Raw genomic sequence first — 19,215 nt, forward strand, 5'->3', positions numbered from 1 at the left:
CCCATGACCCCGAAGGTGACCAAGTCCGAGCAGGAGTGGCGCGAGCAGCTCAGCCCGGCCGAGTATCGGGTGCTGCGGCAGGCCGGCACCGAGGCTCCGTGGACCGGCGAGTACACCGACACCAAGACCGCAGGCGTCTACAACTGCCGGGCCTGCGGCGCCGAACTGTTCCGCAGCGACACCAAGTTCGAGTCACACTGTGGCTGGCCGTCGTTCTTCGACCCGGCCGACACCGACGCGGTCATCCTGCGCGAAGATCGCTCGCTCGGCATGGCCCGCACCGAGGTCCTGTGCGCCAACTGCCACAGCCACCTCGGCCACGTCTTCTCCGGCGAGGGCTACCCCACCCCCACCGACCAGCGCTACTGCATCAACTCGATCTCCCTCACCCTGGTCCCGGAGACCACCGAAGGCTGACCCGGCCTGCGCGCGTCAAGGGTGCCCGGCCGCCGATGATCAGGCCTGCGTAGGGTCACACCGGCACGCTCCCCGGCGCCCCTTTCAGGTGGCGTCCAAAAAGAGACGGCCCCGTTTCCGGGGCCGTCGGGCCAGGGCTGCTCACCCTGGCGTGGTGTCTCTTCAGCATACCCCACAACCGCACCCGCTCAGGAGTTACGCCGTGGTCCGTGTGGCTGCCTACGTCGATGGCTTCAACCTGTATTTCGGGCTGAAGGCCAGATACGGTCGACGCCACCTGTGGTTGGACCTGCAGGCTTTGGCTACGAGTCTGTTGCGGGCGGACCAGAGCCTCGAGCGGCTCACCTACTTCACGGCTCGGGTGCGGAACAACCCCGACAGCGAGCAGCGCCAGTCCGACTACCTGGATGCGCTGGCGGTGCACAGCCCACTTGTCACCGTCGTCGACGGGCGGTTCCAACAGAAGGATCGACGCTGCCGGAGTTGCGGGGACACCTGGGTGGTCTTCGAAGAGAAGGAGACAGACGTCAACAATGCCGTCGCCCTCGTCGAGGACGCCGTGCGGGATCGCTTCGACACTGCGCTACTTCTCTCGGCCGACAGCGACCTGTGTCCTGCGGTTCGTGCGACGAAGCGGCTCCGGCCAGAGAAGCGGATCATCGCGGCCTTTCCGCCAAGTCGACATTCCGCCGACCTGAGGCGGGAGGCCGACGGCTTCGTCCACATCGGCGACGACAAGATCCGCAGAGCGCAGTTGCCCGACACGCTGACAAGCGGCACCGGCATCGTCCTTCGGCGACCTGCGTACTGGTCCTGACGGAACCCTCGTCGAACGCCACCCGTGGTCGGACACACTGTCCGGACACTACGTCTTGACGGTGCGTTCGGCGTGCCGCCATACTTGGGACGCAAATTCTGGGTGGAGGTGGGCGATGACGCAGTTCTTGCTGGCTGTTTTCGTTCTTTCTTTGTTACCCATTGTCGTGGCGGCGATGATGGTTTTGTTCGCGCACGGAAGAAAGGAGCAGGCGTTCGGGTTCATTATCGCGCCGGTGCTGCTCGTGGCCATTATCGGCGTGTTCACGGGCGGCTTTTCGGGGGTGCTGCTCGCGGTTCGGCTCGAGACACCCGGCGCGCGGATCGCGACCGGGGTCATCGGGGGGTTGCTGCTGGCCTTCGCCGTGCTGCTGGTCGTGGCGTTCGCCGTGCAGGCGTCCCGGCCACTGCCGGTTTCCGAGCGGGCGGGCCGAACGGCCTGGGTGGCGATCGAGGATCGGCTGATCGAATTGTGGAAACGACCGCCGGACGAGCATGCGGATCCGCTGCGGGCGTTCGCCGAGTTGTATGCCGATCCGGTGTTCATCAACGGGGTGGCGACGCCGCTGACGGAGGTGGTGGAGCGGGCCCGGGCTCTGCATGTCGCGTTCAGCGACCACGTGTTCCAGTTGCTGGATCGGGTCGTGCAGTCCTCGTCGGGCCTGCTGGCGATCTCCTTCCGGCACACCGCGCGGCACGTCGGGCCGTGGCGCACGGCGCTCGGCGAGGTACCGGCGACCGGGCGCACGGTGACCGGGCTGGGCATCGACATCCTGACCATCGTCGGCGACCGGGTCCACAAGATCCTGGTGGTGGCGGACGAGTTGCAGCGGCTGGTCCAGGTCGCCGAGCCGAGTGGTCCACTTCGGCCGCTGCTCGGTGGACCTGTTCGGTAGCGCCCGCCGCCGGCACGATCGGCCCATGACCATCGAGTTTCTGTTGACCTCGCTGGTGGTCGTCGCCACGCCGGGCACCGGGGTGCTGTTCACGGTGGCGGCCGGGCTGGCCCGGGGCGCCCGGGCCGGCGTGGTGGCGGCGCTGGGCTGCACGCTCGGCACGGTGCCGCACCTGGTCGCGGCGATCACCGGGCTGGCCGCACTGCTGCACGCCAGTGCGGTGGCGTTCGAGGTGATCAAGTACCTCGGTGTTGCCTACCTGCTCTACCTGGCCTGGAGCACGCTGCGGGGCAAGCAGGCGTTCACCGTCGCGGCCGACCGGGAACACCGCCCGGCCGCGAAGGTGATCGGGTCGGCCGTGCTGATCAACCTGTTGAATCCCAAGCTGACGATCTTCTTCGTCGCCTTTCTGCCGCAGTTCGTCGGCCCCGGCGAGGGCGTGCTGCGGATGATCGAGCTGAGCGCGGTGTTCATGGCGCTCACGTTCGCCGTCTTCGTTGCCTACGGCCGGTTCGCGGCCGCGGTGCGCGACCGGGTCATGACCAGTTCCCGGGTGCTGACCTGGCTGCGGCGCGGGTTCGCCGGTGCGTTCGTGGCTCTGGGAGTGCGGCTCGCGCTGGCTGAGGGGTGAGCACGAGCCGCACTCCTCACCAGGCCCGGTACGGCTTGGACCGGGTGATGGTGCGGGCCAACGCCTCCCGGGCGGCGGCCATCCACAGTGGAACGTCGGCGCGCTCGGCCACCTCCTTGGCCTTGAGGTAGTGCGCGCTCGCCGACTGCGGTTGCCCCAACCGGTCGGCGAGATCGCCGAGCAACTGCGCGACCGGGAACAGCACGGCGAACCCGCCGGTGTCGCCGCCGGCGATCTCGTCCTCCATCGGCCGAAGGGCCTGGTAGGCCTCGGCCAACCGGTGATGGTCGTGCAGGGCGAGCCCGACCATGCCGCGCAGCGCCATGACGATCTTGAACCGGATGTCCCGGGGCACCGGCGGGCGGCGCGCCGCGACCGCGTGCGCCTCGTCGAGCCGGCCGGCCGTGGCCAGGGTCAGCGCGTAGGCCTCGGTTCCGGTCGTTGGCCACCGGGAGTACGCGGCGGCGCAGAAGTCGACCAGATCGGCGAGCTTGCCGGTCCACCAGCCCAGCGTGAGCGGGGCTATCGGGAAGAAGCCCTGCTCCGCGTCGGCGCAGCCGACGCGGCTGATCAGCTCGCCTGCGTGCTGGTGTGCGCGCTCCGCGTCGCCGAACCGCCCGGCCAACGTATGCCGCAACCCCTGGTAGAGCGACACGGTGGCGGCCGCGATCGGCAGGTCGTAGGTGTCCGCCAGCCGCTCGGTCTCCGCGGCGTGCTCGTCGGCCCTGGCGAAGTCGCCCCGGCCGCAGGCACAGCGCAGCAGCGCCTGCCGGCCGGTGGCCTCGATCGTGACCAGTCCGTGGTCGCGGCCGAGGGCGAACAGCTCGGCGGCGATCTGCTCGCGCTCGGCCAGGGTGCTGGTCCAGTAGCTGCGCCGGAACCGGGCGTTGAGCGCGGTGGCCAGGAACCCGGGCGCACCCAGCTGCCGGGCCAGCACGACCGCCTCGAGCGATGCCAGCTCGCCGCGCACGTCGTCGGTCTGCTCCAGCTCGATCGCGAGCGCCGCCAGCAACCGGCAGCGCAGGTGCCGGCGCAGCGGTGGCAGTTCGCGCAGCGTGCGGTCGATCAGCTCGACCAGTTTTTCCGGGTTCTTGCCGGCGGCATGATGCGGCCACAGCCCGTGGGCCTCGTAGGCGACGATGACCCGGGCGGTCAGCTCGGCGTCGCGCAGCCCGACCACCTCGGCGAGCGCGTCGTCGCGCAGGCCGCGGGCGGCCCCGTGCTCGCCGGCCGTCGACAGGCACCGGATGGCCCCGATCAGCAGCTCCAGCCGGTCGCGCACGGTGGCACCGGGCGCATGGGCGTAGGACAGCACCGCCTGCTGCCACAGACCGGCGGCCTCCCGGTGGGCGTACCGGCGCTCGGCCTGCTCGGCGGCCAGGCGCAGGTAGCGGGCGGCCTTGGCGGCGGCATCCGGGGCCTGCGCGGCGCCCCAGTGATGGGCCAGCACCACCGCGTCGTGCGGGCCGAGCCGCTCCATGGCCGCCCCCACCCTGGCGTGCAGGCCGGTGCGGCGCAGCCGGGAGATGTCGTGGTACAGGGTGTCGCTGACCAGGGAGTGGGCGAACCGCAGGGACCGGGTGGCCGCGTGCGGCGGCTCGACCAGCAACCCGGCCCGCAACGCCGGATCCAGGCACTCGATCAGATCGTCGGTGCCCATGCCGGTGACCGCGGCCAGCACGTCGAGCGTGAAGTCCCGGCCGATCACGGCGGCGTGGTACAGCGCGCTCTGGGCCGGCGCGGACAGCCGGGCGACCCGGCGCCGCACGATGTGCCGCACGCTCTGCGGCACGTCGCCGATCGCCGCGTGCTCGCCGTCGGTCTCCAGCAGCCGGGCGACCTCCCGCACGAAGAACGGGTTGCCCTCGGTGCGGCGGGCGATGGCGGCGACGATGTCGTCGGCGATCGGCCGGGCGCACAGCTCGCGCATCAGGTCGCCGACCGCCTCGGTGTCCAGCCCGGTGAGGTGGACGTGCTCCGGTTCCTTGCGGGCCAGGCTGGCCAGGGCGTCGGCGAGCTGCTCGTCCACCTCGGTCGGCCGGTAGGTGGCCAGCACCAGCGCCGGCATGGTGGCCAGGTCGGCGGCCAGGTGCACCAGCAGGGCCAGCGCCTCACCGTCGGCGTGGTGCAGGTCGTCGAGCACCAGCAGCAGCGGGGCGGCGCGGACCACGGCGGCCAGGTAGTGGCTGACCGCGCTGCGCAGCCGGAACCGGGCGGCCGGCACGTCGTCCGCGGCGTGCAGGGTGGCGTGGTCGTCCAGCAGCGGCGCCAGTTCGCCGGCCAGCGCCGGGGACGGGAACCGGCCGGCCAGGCCCTGCAGCACCGCCGCCCAGGGCTGGCCGGCCGGGCTGCCCTCGCGTTCCGGGCAGGCGCCCCAGGCCACCGTCCAGCCCTCCGCGCCCAGCGTCCGGCCGATGGCCTGGGCGAGGGCCGACTTGCCGATGCCCGGCTCGCCGGTGACCAGGGCGAGCGTGAACCGGCCGGCCCGCGCGGCGTGCGCGGCCCGCTGTAATCGGGTCAGTACCTGGTCGCGGCCCCGCAGTCGCGGATCGGGTTCGGTCGCGCCGGTCGGATCCGGCGCGCCGGCCGGCCGCCGGTCCGGCAGGTGCAGCCAGGCGGTGGCGGTGGTTTCCTTCACCACCACCGAAACCGGTTGGTAGTCGGCCGGGTTGCCGCGCCGGCTGTGCCGGACCACCTCGTCGAAGAACCAGGACGAGACGATGATCGCCAGCACGCCGGACGACTCGGCCAGCCCGGTCCGCAGCGCGGCCGCGTCCAGCAGCCGGAAGGCCAGGTTGATCGCGGACCCGGTGACCCCGTGGTCGTCGTAGTTGATCTCCCCGGCGTGCAGCGCCATCCGCAGCCGGACCTGCTCCTCCGCGCGGTGCGTCCGGTTGTGCTCGAGCAGCGCACCGACCAGCGCCGCCGGCAGGTCCTCGACGAACGGACCCTTCGTCATGTTGGCCGGCGCCAGGATAAGCGCGCCGTCGCCGCGATCCTCGTGCTCGCATTCCGCCCAGGAAATGTTGGCGGCGCGGAACGCCGACTGGAGCGCCTGGTACAGCCCGGCACGCACGGCAATCTGATCGACATTGGTACGGCGGTGATCACCGAAACCCTCCACATCGACAACGAGTATGGTTCGATGCACCGCAAGACTTGGCCGCGTCATAGCACCTCTTCGCCCTCGGCAATGACGTCGCGAACGGTGCGTTACTCTATACGGCTCCAAACAGGACAATGACAAACACTATTCATGGACAAATTGTGTCTTGCCCATTGTCGAGGTTTTGGCGCGCTGTCACTAGGGTGGGCGTACATGCGGATCACCACGGTGGAGACGTTCGTGCTCGGCGAGCGCCAACTGCTGGTGCGGATCGGCACGGACGAGGGGTTGGCCGGGTGGGGCGACGCCACGCTCGAGCACCGGCCCGGCACGGTCGCCGCGGCGGTCCGGGAGCTGTCCGGCCAGCTCCTCGGCGCGGACCCGACGCCGGTCACCGCGCACTGGCAGATGCTGAGCCGGGGCGGCTTCTACCGCGGCGGCCCGGTGCTTTCCAGTGCGGTCGCCGGGTTGGACCAGGCGCTGTGGGACCTGCGCGGGCGGTACCTCGGCGCGCCGGTGCACGTGCTGCTCGGTGGGCCGTGCCGGGACCGGGTGCGGCTGTACACGCACACCTGGGGCGCGCCCGGGCACACCGGCGGTCCGGCCCGGGCCCGGGAGTTGGTGGCCGCCGGGTACACGCTGGTCAAGACGGCGGTGGCCGGCCCGGTGGGATTCCTGGACTCGCCGGCGATGACCGCGCGGTTCGTCGCGGACCTGGAGGCGTTGCGCGCGGCCGTCGGCGCCGCCGCCGACTTCGGCATCGACCTGCACGGCCGGGTGTCCGTGCACCACGCCCGCCGGCTCGCCGACGCGGTGGCGCACACCGCCCCGGCGTTCTTCGAGGAGCCGCTGCGCCCGGAGCACTCCCGGCTGATCGGCCGGCTGGTGGCCGGCACCGGGGTGCCGATCGCGACCGGTGAGCGGCTGTACTCCCGGGAGGAGTTCCTGCCGGTGTTCGAGGCCGGCATCGCCATCGCCCAGCCCGACCTGTCGCACGCCGGCGGGATCACCGAGGTGTTCCGGATCGCCACCATGGCCGAGTCGTTCGACGTGCAGGTGGCCCCGCACTGTCCGATCGGGCCGGTCGCCCTGGCCGCCTGCGTCCAGCTCGACCTGGCGGTGCCGAACTTCTACGCCCAGGAGCACGTGATCGACCTGACCTCGCCGGGTTCGCCGGACCTCGCGATCCTGCGCAACCCCGAGGTGCTCGTCCCGACCGCCGGTCACCTCGATCGCCCGACCGGACCGGGCCTCGGCATCGAGATCGACGAGGACGCCGTCCGCGCCGCCCACCGTCCCGACCTACTCATCCCCACCGAACGCCCCACCTGGCGGCACCCCGACGGCAGCTTCGCCGAATGGTGACCGCCGGCCCGGAACAACTCGGGGGTCAGCCGGCGAGCAGGGTGTCGTAGGCGTCGAGCCAGAGGCGGGCGATGAGGCGGTGCCCCAAGGCGGTGGGGTGGACGCCGTCCGGGGCGATGACGGTGGGGCCGCGTTCGGCGGCGACGGCGGTGACGGCGTCGTGCAGCGGGACGAACACGGCGCCGTAGCGGTGGGCCAGGTCGCGGACGATGGGGCGTTTGGCGGCCAGGTCCGCGCGGCAGAAGGGGGAACCGTCCCGCCAGCGGGCGTCGGAGCCCTCGGCGTCCAGGAAGAACGGTTCGATGATGATGAGCTTGTGGATGCCCGCGGCGGCGGTGCGGTCCAGGACCTCGGTGTACCGGCTGGCGAACAGATCCGGCGGGGTGGGGCGGCCCTCGAAGAACGTGTGCAGCGTGTCGTTCACCCCGATGAAGATCGACAGCAGCTCGGGCCGGTGGTCCAGGGCGTCCTGCTGCCAGCGCGTCTGGAGGTGCTCGATCCGGTCACCGGAGATGCCGGTGTTGATGATCCGGGCCGCGTCGCCGCGCTCGCGCAGGGTGCTGGCGACGATGTCCACGTAGCCGGCACCGAGGCCGAGCGGGTCGGTGCGCCGGTCGCAGTCGGTGATGCTGTCGCCGGTGAACAGGATCGTGCCGGGCATCAGCTGACCACGTGGCCGTACATCTCGCCGAGCGGATCGGCGATCAGCTCGACCCGGGCACCGTCCGGGTCCCGGAAGTAGACCGAGACCTCACTGTGCACCACGTGCTCGACGCCGGCGGCCGCCAGCTTGGACTTCAGCCGCTCCCACCGCGCCGGCTCGACCGAGATCGCCACGTGGTGCAGACCGCCGAGCACCTCGGCGTACGGACCGACGTCCAGTCCGGGAAAGTCGAAGAAGGCCAACAGGTTGCCGTTGCCGATGTCGAAGAAGAAGTGCGACGAGCCCGGATAGTCCCGGTTCTCGATCAGCTCGGTGAGCGGGAACTCCAGCAGGTCCTGGTAGAACCGGACGGTGCGCTCGACGTCGCTGCTGATCAGCGCGGTGTGGTGCAGCCCTCGGGCACTGGACGGCGGGCGCTCCCCCGCCGGACGCAGGTGGGCCGCGCGGATCTCGTCGCGGCGCCGGGCCAGTTCGGTGACATCGGTCATGACCGAAGAATAGGTCAGGCCGCCCAGTGCGCCGGCCGGTTGAGCGCCTGCGGCAGGACCGTGCCGGCGTCGCCGGTGGCCAGCTCGATCTGGGGCTGGGTAAGGAAGATCGCGGTGCCGAGGTCGGCCCCGCGCAGGTCGGCGTCCCGGCAGTCGGCGCCGGTCAGATCGGCCAGGTTCAGGTCCGCGCCGCGCAGGTCGGCGCGGATCAGCAGCGCACCACGCAGGTTCGCGCCGCGCAGGTCGGCCCCGGGCAGCGCGGCGGCGATCAGGTCGGCCCGGCGCAGCTCGACATCCGGCCGGCTCACCCCGGCTCGCACCAGCTCACTGGCCGACACCAGCAGCGGGTTGACGGCGGCGCGGTGCGCGTCGGCGTCGAGCCGCTCCAGCTCGCCGGCCGGGCGGCCGGCCAGGTGCTCGGTCTCGGCCAGCGCCCGGCGCAACCCGGCGTACACGGGCCGGGCGGCCGGCAGCGTCAGCGCCTCGGTCAGGTACCAGAGGATCTCGTGCAGCGCCCGCATCGTCCGGTACGCGGCGAACATCCGCGGTGCCACGTCCGGCTCCCGCCAGTGCCGGCCGCGGAAGGTGTCCTGCACGATCCGCTGCCCGGCGCCGAAGCAGTCGTACGCGACGCAACCGCGGAAACCCCGCTCCCGCAACAGATCGTGGATCGTGCAGCGGCAGTCGGCGAGCAGGTTCCGGCACGGCCGCCCGGCCGGCTTGGCGAAGGCGAACTCCCCCGACTCCGCGAACGCCAGCCCCACACAACACAGTGCGGCGCAGTTCGCGCAGTCCGGCCGCAGCTCCGCCGGTCGCATCAGGTCGGACCCCTATCCACCAGCTGTCATCAGCAGGGTCCCATTGGCGTCGTAGGCGTGCAGGGTCGGGCTTGGGTTTCCCGCCGGGATCAACCAGTCGGTCGGATGCACGATGCGGCCGACGAAGGTGCCGTTGGCCAGCACGGCAGCCACGGTGATTCGGTCCTTGGTCAGGGTGATCCGGGTGACCGGGGCGTCGTACCGGCCGGCGAGGATCTCCGTGCCTGGCCGGCCCCGGCTGCCCGGCTTGCCGCCGGCGATGTCCCCGCCGGCGCTGGCGCCGTTGAGGTCGATCACGACCGGCTCACCGGGCATGCGCACGCCGGGGCCGCCGAACGAGGGGTTGTACGGCAGGCCCGGACCGTCGATGACGCAGGCCATGGCGACGTCGTCGGCGTAGAGCAGGGCCAGCGGGCCGGCCTGGTCGGAGAGCACGTTGACCAGTCGGAACGAGTCGGCGGTGGCGCCCGGGGTCGGCGGGCCGCCCGGCCCCGCCACGGCGCTCGCGCAGCCCTGCTCGATCGCGTTCCGGTCGTGGCCGGGCACCTCGGGCAGCACCGCACCGGACGGTGTCGTGCTGACCGGGGTCGTCGCCGGGGGCGTGCCGGCGGCCGGACTGAGCCTGCCGTCCGGCCGCGGCAGCGCCCAGACCACGGCGGCCACCCCAATCAGGACGGTCGCGGTGGCCATCGGGGCCAGCCACCGACGGGCCGGGCGGGCCGGTGCGGCCGTCGTGCGGAGCAGTTCGGCGCGGATCCGGGCATGCCGGTGCGGGGGCAGGTCGCGGGGGGCGGGCAGCATCGTGCTCATCGTTCCTCCGGCAGGCTGGATTGGACGGTGACGACCGGTTCGGGCGCGAGCAGCCGGGAAAGGCCGGCCCTGGCCTTGCTGACCCTGGCCCGCACGCTCACCTCGGCGATGCCCAGCGCGGCGGCGGCGTCGGCGTAGGACACGCCCGACCACACGCACAGCGCGAGGGCCTCGCGCTGGGCCCGGGGCAGCCGGCCGGCCGCAGCGAGCACCCGGGCCATCCGCCGCTCGTCGTCGACCCGCCCGGCGACGTCGTCGGCGTGGTCGGGCACCGGCGGCTCGCCGGGTACCCGGTGGGCCAGCCGCTGCCTGCGGGCCAGGCCGCGACGGTCGTTGCGCACCACGTTGGTGGCCACCGTGAGCAGCCACGGCAGGGCGGAGTCGTGCCGCAGCCGGACCTGCGCCCGCTTGCGCCAGGCCAGCAGGAACGTGGTCTGCAGGTGGTCCTCGGCCGCCGCCCACGACGCGGTCAGCCGAAAGCAGTGGTTGTACACCGCCTTCGCGTGCCGGTCGAACAGCTCGCCGAACGACGCGGTCGTCCACAACTCGCGGTCCGACCTCTCGGTTGCCATACGCCATCGTGTCCGCTCCGGCCGGTGTTGTTGCCATCGGGCATGGCGCGCCGGCTGAGTCCGGTGTGGACGGTGAGCTGAAACCCATTCGGGTTCCCATTTCTCCCGGCCGCGTGATGTGAATTACAGCCGGCCCGCCCGTGACAACCGAACGCCGGTTCGCCGGGTAGGGGTGATGGTTGGGTTGCAACGCCGAGGAGAACGGAGGCCGTCATGCTGTTCCGGGTGCTCGGCCCGATCCAGGTGTCCGACGCCGGCGGCGCCGCGGTGCCGATCGGCGCCCGCAAGGTGCGCATGGTGCTGGCGGTGCTACTGGCCGGCGCGGGTGAACGGGTGGCCGCCAGCCGGCTGATCGACGTGCTGTGGGAGGGCGAGCCGCCCCGGTCGGCCACGGCGAACCTGCACACCTATGTCTGGGAGCTGCGCCGCCGGCTTCCGGTGACCCGGCTCGGCCGGCCGCGGATCGAGCGGGACCGGGAGGGCTACCGGCTGACCGTTGGCTGCGGCGAGTTCGACGCCTGGGTGTTCGGCGAGCGCACCACACAGGGCCGGCGCGAGCTGGCCGAGGGCCGGCTGGCCCAGGGGGCGCGCAGCCTGGCCGGCGCGCTCGAGCTGTGGCGCGGGGCGCCGTACGAGGACGTGGCGGCGGCGGCCCCGCTCGAGGTCGCCCGGCTGCTCGAGCTGCGCCGGCTGGTCCAGGAGGACCTGATGGATGCCCGGCTGCACCTCGGCGAGCACCGCGAGGTGGTCGACGAGCTGCGGGTGCTCACCACGGCCGAGCCGCTGCGCGAGCGCCCGTGGGCGCAGCTGATGCTCGCGCTGTACCGGTGCGGGCGGCGGGCCGAGGCGCTCTACGCCTACCAGGAGGTGTACCGGCTGCTCGACGCGGAGCTCGGAATCCAGCCGGGTAACGCGATCCGTGAGCTGCACCGGCGGATCCTGGCCGACGACACGTCGCTCGGTGGGGGGCCGCCGGTTTTCGGGCATCCGGCGCGCCCCCGACAGACCGCCTGACCGCCCGGCCCCCAGGTCCGCAAAGGACGGATAACGTAGACGGCGTTCCCCATGGTTCTCGGGAGGATGCCGTGTCCCATCCGGTGCTGTCGGTGATCGGAGCGCGGGTCGCCACCGGGAGCCGCCCCGGCGAGCGGACCGACGGCCACCGGGTCGCCCTCGTGGTGGAGGGCGGCGGGATGCGCGGCATCGTCTCCGCCGCGATGACCGCCGCGATCGAGGATCTCGGCCTGCTGGACGCCTTCGATCTGGCCGTGGGCACCTCGGCCGGCGCGCTGAACGCGGCCGCGCTGCTGGCCGGGGTGGCCGGCGGGTGCACCGACGAGTACGCCGAGGGGTTCACCACACGCGGGTTCATCAACCCGGCCCGGGTGCTGCTCGGCCGGCCGGTGGTGAACGTCGAGTACGTGATCGACTTCAACTCGCACCGGCTCGACGCCGGACGGCACGCCCGCACCGCGGCCAGCCCGATCCCGCTGCACTGCATCGCCACCGACGTGGACACCTGTGCCGCCGCCGACCTGACCGGGCTGACCGAGCTGGCCGACCTGCGGGCGGCGCTGCTGGCCACCAGCCGGCTGCCGTGGATCGGCGGCGACCCGGTCCGCTACCGCGGGCGGCGCTGGCTGGACGGCGGTCTGTCCGAGCCGGTGCCGGTGCGCACCGCGCTGGCCGCGGGCGCGACGCACCTGCTCGTGCTGATGACCAGGTCCCACGGCGCCGTCATGACCAATGGCGGCGGGCTCGGCGACCGCCTGCTGCAACGCCGGTTGCACGCGCTGAACCCGGATCTGGTTGGGCTCTACCGGCGCCGGTCGGCGGGCTACGCGGCGATCACCGAGGAGGTCCTGGCCGCGACGAACGCCCCGGGATCGGCCCCGCCGTACCTGATGGGCATCGCCCTGCCCGCCGGCAGCCCGGTCCCGTCCCGGCTGGACCGCGACCCCGCCCGGCTGCACGCGGCGGCCACCCTGGCCCACCGGGTGGCCCGGGAGACGTTGACCATGTGCCGGGGGTGAGCGGCGTGGATCCGGTGCGGGGCCTGCAGGAGCGGGCGGCCCGCGCGCTGCCGGCCAAGCGGGTCGAGCGGATCGGCGGCTGGTGGCTGCGACACGCCCCCGGTTGCTCCTGGTGGGTGGGCACGGTGCTGGCGCACGGCGCCGTGTGGCCCGGCGAACTGACCGCCCGGGTGGTCGCCGCCGAGGAGTTCTACGCCGGACTCGGCGCCGACCCGCGGTTCCAGATCACCCCGGGGGTGTCCCCGGACGGTCTGGACGCGGCTCTGGCCGGGCGCGGTTACCGCCGGGACGAGGCGGTGTCGCTGCGGGTGGCCCGGACCGCGCAGGTGCTGGACCGGCTGCCGGCGGGCGGGTCGGCGGTGCGCCTTGCGGACCGGCCGGCCCGGGACTGGTTCGCGGTCTGGCATGCCGTGCACGGCGGGGATCCGCGGGCCGAGTGGGACCTGCTCGGCCGGGTCCGGACGCCGAGCGGCTACGCCGCCGCGGTGCACGGCGACGACCTGGTCGCGGTCGGCCGCGCGGTCGTCGAAGCCGGCTGGGCCGGAGTGTTCGGCATGGCCACGCTGCCCGCGGCGCGCGGCCGGGGCGCCGGGCTGGCCGTGCTCGGCGCGCTGGCCGGGTGGGCCGCCGGGCACGGCGCCGGCCGGATGTACCTCCAGGTGGCGCACGGCAACGAGGCCGCGGGGCGACTGTACGAGCACGCGGACTTCCGGGAGGTCCGCCGGTACCACTACCGCAGCGCGGGTTGCGCGTTGTCCACCGTGGACACCGCGAACGGCGCGGGGGCCGGGGTCACCGAGGACACCAGCGACGCCATCCGCGCCGCCCAGCGGATCACCTCGAGCGCGTCGTTGATGTGCGCGACCCGGGACCGGTGCGACAGCACGCACATGCGTACCAGGGCCTGACCGCGGATCCGGGTGCTGGACAGGAAAATCCGGCCGGAGGCATGGATCCGGTCGAACAGCCGCTGGGTCGCCGAGTTGCCGGCGATGTCCCGGAAGACCACTGTGGACAGTTCGGGCGCATAGGGCACGTGCAGCCCGGGGGTGCGGCGGAGCTCGTCGTAGGCGTGCAGTGCGAGATCCAGCTTCTCGTCAAGGGCGGCGCGGAAGGCGGCCACGCCGTGCAGGTGCAGCGGCAGCCACAGGCGCAGGCCGCGGAACTCGCGGGTCAGCTCGATGCCGAGGTCGGCGTAGTTCGGCAGCGCGCTGGGGTCGTGGGTGTCCCGCAGGTAGTGCGCGTCCTCGATGTGCGCCGCGCGCAGCTGCGCCGGGTCGCGCACCAGCAGGATGCCGGTGCCGTGCGGCAGGAACAGGCCCTTGTGCGGGTCGAGCGTGATCGAGTCGGCGCAGGCGATGCCCACCAGGCGTTCCCGGCCGCGCCGGGTGAGCTGGAAGAACCCGCCGTAGGCGGCGTCCACGTGCAGCCAGAGGTCCTCCCTGCGGGCCAGGGCGGCCAGGTCGACCAGCGGGTCCACGGTTCCGGTGTCGGTGGACCCCGCGGTGCCCACGATCAGGAACGGGCGCAGGCCCTCGGCCCGGTCGGCGCTGATCATGCGCAGCGCCGCTGCCACGTCCATCCGCAGATCACGGGTGGTGGGCACGATCCGCACCCGGTCCGGCCGGATACCGGCGATCCTGGCGGCCTTGGCCACGCAGTGGTTGGTGTACTCGGTGACGTACACCGTGCCGGTGCCGAAGTCCGGACCGAGCCGGTCGTGCCGGGCGGCCACCACGACCGACAGGGTGGCCATCGACGCGCCGGTGGTGACCAGGCCGCCGGAGCCGGCCGGCAGCCCGAACTCCGAACACAACCAGCGCAGCACCCCGTGCTCCATCGCCACCAGACCCGGCGCGATCCCGGCGAGGGCGGTGTACCTGTTCACCGTGCGGGCCAGCATCTCGGCGACGGCGGAGGCGACCAGACCGCCGCCGGGCACGTAGGCGAAGTGCCGCGGGCCCGCCGTCTCGTACGCGTAGCAGGCCGCCTCGCCGAACGTTTCCAGCAGGTCGCCGAACCGGCCGCCCTGTTCCGGTGGCGGCTTCGATAATCGGGTGGCGACGACGGCGGGTAGGTCTGGACCTATCGCGGGGGCGGCGTCCAGTCCGGACACGAACGAGGTGACGAACCTGCCGGCAGCGTCGATCCAGGCAGAAATTGTTCTGCTGTCGGGATCGAGCGCTCCGGCCGCGGCGTCCGAGACGTGCGCGGTGGGGATCGCTGGCACGGTTGTCACTGTATTGTCCAGGGGCGGCCACGGCGTTAGCCCAAAAGGCTGCACTGTGCCCGGGGCCGCGGTGCGCACCGGCGCCGGCCCGCACCGCGGCGGGTGTCGGTCAGGTGAACTCGATCAACGGGAAGGCGCGGTGCCGCCGGGGCGGGATCAGGAAGTTCTGCCGGCGGGTCGCGGTGATGAACCGCTCGATGCCGTGGTCCTCCTCCTCCAGATCGAACTCCTCGAGCAGGTCGACCGAGCCCTGGCTGCGGCGCAGCGCCGCGAAGAAGTCCGCGCTCGGGAAGAACCCGGAGAACTGCAGCTTCGCGGTGTTGCGCCCGGTGGTGGTGTCCATCGTGTCGAATCCGGGACCGTCGATGCGCAGGTGGATCGGCCGGCCGTCGGAGGTCCGCCCGGTCCGGTGCAGTTGGGACAGATGGCCCATCCGGCCGAACTCGATGGCGCTCTGGCGGGCGTAGCCGGCGCCCCGGAACGCGTTGCGCAGGAAGGCCCCCCGGGTGCCGAGGTTGCGCGGCCCACCGCCGTCGGTGAACGGGTCGTTCGGGTCCTCCTGCACCTGCGAGGGGGACTCGAACATGTACTGCAGCCGCTCGTCGAAGTTCTCCCGGTGGTCCACCGGCTCCTCCGGCTCGCGCCCGTCGAGGTAGAACTGCTGCAGGTCGAGCAGCACGTGCGACAGGTGCTGGATCGAGCCGTTGTCGAAGTAGTTGCCCGGCTGCGAGTTGGTCAGCCGGATCCCGCCGCCGCCGACGAAGGTGACGTTCTGCGCCGGGGCGCTGGCGTCCACCTGCTGGTCGGCGAAGCCCATCCACATCGGCGAGTTCGGGTTGATGAACGTGTTGAACGGCAACCGGTTCTGGTTGGCCACCGAGCGGGGCAGGCCGCGCTGCACGAACATCGTCCGGCTCGAGGTGATCGTCATGACCGCGTCGAACCGCGGCGAGGCGACCAGTGCCCCGCGCAGCCGGTTGCTGCCGGACAGCCAGGCCGCGACGTCGTTGACGTTGGCCGCGACGTCACTGCGGATGGTGAACAGGATGTCGTTGCTCTCCATCCGCACCGGCACGGTGAACTCGGGCCGGCGCAGCTCCAGCTCCCGGTTGCCCGGCGCCACGTCGGTCGGTCCGGGCACCGCGCGCTTGAGCACCGGCTGGTTGCCGGACAGCGTGCGCGGCATGGCCGCCGCGACGACCAGGCTGGGCAGCCGGTTGAAGTAGTTGTCGCTGTAGGCCACGTGGGTGAACACGCCGGCCGGTGAGTACGGGTAGCGCTGTTCGATCTCGCGCAGCGCGCCCTCCATCCGGAGCTGGTCGATCCTGGACGGGCGGAAGCTCAGCCGGGCGGTGAGGAAGAGGGTGAACACCGGCGGCATCGCGACCGGGATGCCGTCGATGGTCTGGGCCGGCGGCATGAACGGGTCGAGGTTGAACTGGACGTCGGGCGGGGCGGCGGTCTCCTGCGCCGTGGCGACCCGTTCCGGCACCCAGGCCAGCTGGTCGAGCATGGCCAGGGTGCCGACCGCACCGGCGACCGTGCCGGTGCGGCGCAGCAGCGTGCGCCGGGACATCGGTTTGGTCAGGATCGGGGCCGGTTCGGTCCGGTCCGCCGCCGTGGCGCCGTGCCGGGAGAGTGGACAACTGCCTGTTCGTGGTGGTGGGGAAACGGTGTCAGTCACGAGAACCTCGCAGACAGGGAGGCTCAACCGGTCCATGGACCGGTTGAGCGCAGCCGGGCGGAAGTCGCCCGGCCAGTCTGTTGCGCGGTTATGCGGCGACGCATCGGTAGAACAACCAGTCAGCCATTTTCGGCAGCCACCAGGGGTCAACTCATCGCATATTCCCCTTGGGGGTAATGGAATCCGGGGGAATCCCCGAAGGCGCCCGGCGCACCGGCCAGGGAACGCGGAGGTCGCCTTCGGGGCGTGGCCGCTACCCGCTGAGCAGGCCCGTCTGGTCCGGGTCGACCCGGTCGGTGTCGGCCGGCTCGACCGCACCGCCCTCCCGGTCGGTGACCACCGGCTCCTCGACGATGGTCGCCGTGCCGTCGCCGTTGTTGCGCACCAGGTACGCGCCGCTGTAGCCGGCGTGCGAGTCCTTCGAGTACGCGAACGGCACCAGGGCCGGGCCCTTCAGCTGCGTGGTCTCCAGCGTCTCGACCAGCTTGCGCCGGCCGAGGTCCCGACCGGCCGCCTTGAGCGCCTGGGCGAACGTGTAGGCCTGCGCCATGCCGAAGATCAGCGTGTCGGTGAACGCCTCGTTCGGGATGTACTTGTCGTGCACCTGCTTGAAGAACTTCGTCCACGGGTCGTCGAGCAGGCCCGCACGCGGCAGGTAGCCGACGCCGATGAAACCGGTCAGCAGTTGCTGGGCGGAGACCGTGGCGCCGCTGCTCTTGGCGAAGTTCTCCAGCAGTCCGGTCAGCGTTGCCGGGTCGGAACCGATGCTGCTGGCGACGAACTGCGGCCTGAACCCGATCTTCGCCGCGGTCAGCAGGGTCAGCGCCATGAACGCCGGGATGCACTCGCACACCACGACTTCCACGCCGGAGGACTTCAGCGCCAGCAGCTGCGGGGTGACGTCGGTGTTGGCCGGGTCGTAGGCCTGCCGGGACACGACCTGGTCCTTGATGTACTTGTCCAGCCCGGCCTGGGTGTCCCGGCCGACGTCGTCGCCCTGGAAGAACAGGCCGATCTTCTTGCCGGCGAAGTTCTCCTTGATGAAGTTGCCCTGGATCTTCCCCTCGCGCAGGTAGTCCACCTGGTAGCCGAAGGTCATCGGGTACTTCCGCGGCTGGTCCCACATCAGCGCGCCGGAGGACACCAGCAGGTCCGGCACACCCTCCTGGTTGAGGTAGTCGAGCACCTTGGAATGCGTCGGCGTGCCGAGCCCGCCCACGATCGCGAAGACCTGGTCCTCGAGCACCAGCTTCTTGACCACCTCGACCGTCTTGGTCGGGTTGTAGGCGTCGTCCTCGACCCTGTACTCGATCCGGCGACCGTTGATCCCGCCGTTGTCGTTGATGTACTGGTACATCGCGCGGGCCGCGACGGAGATCTTGCTGTAGCCGGGCGCGGCGGGCCCGGTGAGCGGCTGATGGCTGCCGATGACCACGGTGTCGTCGGTGACCCCGGGAGCCGTGTCCGGCGCCTGGTCGCCACCACCGCCGCTCGGCGCCTCGCCGGCACCCGAACAGGCCGACAGCACCAGGATTCCGGCGACCGCAACGGCCCAGCCGCGAACGCCTCGATGAACTCTCATGACACTCCTTCGGATCGATCGCTCGATGAGGATCGGCTTGACCGCACCGCGGCGCGCAGGCGGCTGAACACCCCGTGGATGCCACCGGGGAAGACGAGGATGACGACGATCAGCACCGTCCCGTACAGCGCCAGCGGCAGGTTGTTCGCCACGTTCACCGGCAGGTTCACCGCGTCGGCGGCGTCCTCCGCCCAGGCCTGGAAGTAGACGAACGCGATGGCCGCCCAGAACGCCCCCCACAGGCTGCCGAGCCCGCCGAGCACCAGGGCGGCGAGCAGGCTCAGCGACAGGGCGACGGTGAACGAACCGGGCGCGGCGGTGCCGAGCAGGAAGGCCTGCAACCCGCCGGCCAGGCCGGCGCAGGCGGAGCTCACGATGAACGCGAGGATCTTCGTCCGGCCGACGTGGATGCCGGCCAGCGAAGCGGCCACCTCGTCGTCCCGCACCGCCCGCAGGCTCCGCCCGAGCCGGCCCCTGGACAGGTTGACCAGGATCACCATCGCCAGCAGCACCGTCGCCCAGATCACCCAGGCCTGCCACCGGGTGGTCGGCACCACGCCGATCAGCGCCGCGGGTTCACTGTGGACGGTGAAGCTCAGCCCGTTGCTTCCCCCGAGCAGGTCCGGAAACCGTTGGGTGACGGCCGGCAACCCGACCGCGAGGGCGAGCGTCGCCCCGGCCAGGTACGGGCCGTGCAGCCGGGCGGCCGCGGCACCGGCGAGCAACCCGGCCACCGCGCCGGCCACGGTGGCCAGCAACAGGTCCACCCAGAACGGCAGCCCCGGCACGTGCAGCACGAGCAGGGCCACCGTGTAAGCGCCGATGAACATGAACGCGCCGTGCCCGAGCGAGACCTGGCCGTTGAACCCGGTCAGCAGAGCCAGACCGGCGATCGCGATCAGGTAGTAGCCGATCGTCGCGATCCGCAGGTTGGTGAACGGATCGGTGAGCAGCGTCAGCCCGACCACGGCCAGGAACGCGACCAGCGCCCAGCCGAGGTGGCGCAACACCGGCGGCAACCCGCGGCGGCGGATCGCGCTCCGGGTGGGCGGCCGGCCGGCGGGCGGCGCGGGCGCGGTGGTCTCGGAGGTCTCGGCGCTCAC

The 19,215-nt window shown here is 72.1% G+C and carries 17 protein-coding genes and 1 pseudogene; 8 read left to right on the forward strand and 10 right to left on the reverse strand.

Annotated features, from left to right (window positions below; translation table 11 throughout):
- The first annotated feature begins 3 nt into the window (after positions 1 to 3).
- The 4 genes from msrB (at position 4) to VFV67_RS27660 (ending at position 2,760) form a co-directional block, all read left to right on the forward strand.
- Complete coding sequence (msrB, locus tag VFV67_RS27645) at positions 4 to 417, forward strand: peptide-methionine (R)-S-oxide reductase MsrB (RefSeq protein ID WP_414636359.1); 414 nt, start codon at positions 4 to 6, stop codon at positions 415 to 417.
- Positions 418 to 619: 202 nt separating this feature from the next.
- Complete coding sequence (locus tag VFV67_RS27650) at positions 620 to 1,234, forward strand: NYN domain-containing protein (RefSeq protein ID WP_326473582.1); 615 nt, start codon at positions 620 to 622, stop codon at positions 1,232 to 1,234.
- Positions 1,235 to 1,409: 175 nt separating this feature from the next.
- Positions 1,410 to 2,129 carry a hypothetical protein gene (locus tag VFV67_RS27655; protein WP_326473583.1) on the forward strand — a complete coding sequence of 240 codons (720 nt, stop codon included), beginning with the start codon at positions 1,410 to 1,412 and terminating at the stop codon, positions 2,127 to 2,129.
- A gap of 25 nt (positions 2,130 to 2,154) precedes the next feature.
- Entirely contained in the window at positions 2,155 to 2,760 is a 606-nt protein-coding gene (locus tag VFV67_RS27660) for a LysE family translocator (protein WP_326473584.1), read from the forward strand.
- A gap of 16 nt (positions 2,761 to 2,776) precedes the next feature.
- Here VFV67_RS27660 and VFV67_RS27665 read toward each other — a convergent pair whose 3' ends face one another.
- Positions 2,777 to 5,836 carry an ATP-binding protein gene (locus VFV67_RS27665; protein ID WP_326473585.1) on the reverse strand — a complete coding sequence of 1,020 codons (3,060 nt, stop codon included), beginning with the start codon at positions 5,834 to 5,836 and terminating at the stop codon, positions 2,777 to 2,779.
- 243 nt (positions 5,837 to 6,079) lie between these two features.
- Here VFV67_RS27665 and dgoD point away from each other — a divergent pair, with 243 nt between their 5' ends.
- The gene (dgoD, locus tag VFV67_RS27670; RefSeq protein WP_326473586.1) at positions 6,080 to 7,231 is read left to right on the forward strand and encodes a galactonate dehydratase; all 1,152 of its coding nucleotides are present in this window, start codon (positions 6,080 to 6,082) and stop codon (positions 7,229 to 7,231) included.
- A 25-nt stretch (positions 7,232 to 7,256) separates the two neighbouring features.
- Here the strand turns inward: dgoD and VFV67_RS27675 are convergent, their stop codons facing one another.
- From VFV67_RS27675 to VFV67_RS27695, 5 genes are read right to left on the reverse strand one after another with little or no spacing between them, the layout of a single operon-like run.
- Positions 7,257 to 7,892 (reverse strand): SGNH/GDSL hydrolase family protein, encoded by a 636-nt coding sequence (locus VFV67_RS27675; RefSeq protein WP_326473587.1) that lies wholly within the window; start codon positions 7,890 to 7,892, stop codon positions 7,257 to 7,259.
- Positions 7,892 to 8,383: a VOC family protein gene (locus VFV67_RS27680; protein ID WP_326473588.1), complete on the reverse strand. Its 492-nt coding sequence runs from the start codon at positions 8,381 to 8,383 to the stop codon at positions 7,892 to 7,894. The genes VFV67_RS27675 and VFV67_RS27680 overlap by 1 nt, the downstream gene beginning before the upstream one ends.
- Before the next feature lie 14 nt (positions 8,384 to 8,397).
- Entirely contained in the window at positions 8,398 to 9,201 is an 804-nt protein-coding gene (locus tag VFV67_RS27685) for a pentapeptide repeat-containing protein (protein WP_326473589.1), read from the reverse strand.
- Between the two features lie 12 nt (positions 9,202 to 9,213).
- Positions 9,214 to 10,011: a hypothetical protein gene (locus VFV67_RS27690; RefSeq protein WP_326473590.1), complete on the reverse strand. Its 798-nt coding sequence runs from the start codon at positions 10,009 to 10,011 to the stop codon at positions 9,214 to 9,216.
- Entirely contained in the window at positions 10,008 to 10,583 is a 576-nt protein-coding gene (locus VFV67_RS27695; protein ID WP_326473591.1) for an RNA polymerase sigma factor, read from the reverse strand. The genes VFV67_RS27690 and VFV67_RS27695 overlap by 4 nt, the downstream gene beginning before the upstream one ends.
- A gap of 213 nt (positions 10,584 to 10,796) precedes the next feature.
- Between VFV67_RS27695 and VFV67_RS27700 the strand changes: the two genes are divergently transcribed.
- The 3 genes and pseudogenes from VFV67_RS27700 to VFV67_RS36940 form a co-directional block, all read left to right on the forward strand.
- Positions 10,797 to 11,597, forward strand: a complete 801-nt coding sequence (locus VFV67_RS27700) for an AfsR/SARP family transcriptional regulator (protein WP_326473592.1) — start codon at positions 10,797 to 10,799, stop codon at positions 11,595 to 11,597.
- Positions 11,598 to 11,668: 71 nt separating this feature from the next.
- Positions 11,669 to 12,616, forward strand: a complete 948-nt coding sequence (locus VFV67_RS27705; RefSeq protein ID WP_326473593.1) for a patatin-like phospholipase family protein — start codon at positions 11,669 to 11,671, stop codon at positions 12,614 to 12,616.
- Positions 12,617 to 12,630: 14 nt separating this feature from the next.
- Positions 12,631 to 13,314, forward strand: a pseudogene (locus VFV67_RS36940) (GNAT family N-acetyltransferase); the annotation flags it as partial.
- 32 nt (positions 13,315 to 13,346) lie between these two features.
- Here VFV67_RS36940 and VFV67_RS27715 read toward each other — a convergent pair.
- The 4 genes from VFV67_RS27715 to VFV67_RS27730 all read right to left on the reverse strand — a co-directional run bounded on the left by VFV67_RS27715 (position 13,347) and on the right by VFV67_RS27730 (position 19,215).
- A complete protein-coding gene (locus VFV67_RS27715) occupies positions 13,347 to 14,846 on the reverse strand; it encodes a pyridoxal phosphate-dependent decarboxylase family protein (RefSeq protein ID WP_326473594.1) in 1,500 nt (499 codons plus the stop codon).
- Positions 14,847 to 14,955: 109 nt separating this feature from the next.
- Positions 14,956 to 16,530: a DUF7405 family protein gene (locus tag VFV67_RS27720; protein WP_326473595.1), complete on the reverse strand. Its 1,575-nt coding sequence runs from the start codon at positions 16,528 to 16,530 to the stop codon at positions 14,956 to 14,958.
- 253 nt (positions 16,531 to 16,783) lie between these two features.
- Positions 16,784 to 18,112, reverse strand: coding sequence for an ABC transporter substrate-binding protein (locus VFV67_RS27725; protein WP_326473596.1), 1,329 nt, complete (start codon positions 18,110 to 18,112; stop codon positions 16,784 to 16,786).
- On the reverse strand, positions 18,109 to 19,215 hold the full coding sequence (locus tag VFV67_RS27730) for a branched-chain amino acid ABC transporter permease (protein WP_326473597.1): 1,107 nt from the start codon (positions 19,213 to 19,215) through the stop codon (positions 18,109 to 18,111). The genes VFV67_RS27725 and VFV67_RS27730 overlap by 4 nt, the downstream gene beginning before the upstream one ends.

The sequence above is a fragment of the Actinophytocola sp. genome (genome assembly GCF_035762905.1).
In the GTDB taxonomy this organism is placed as follows: Bacteria; Actinomycetota; Actinomycetes; order Mycobacteriales; family Pseudonocardiaceae; genus DASYTH01.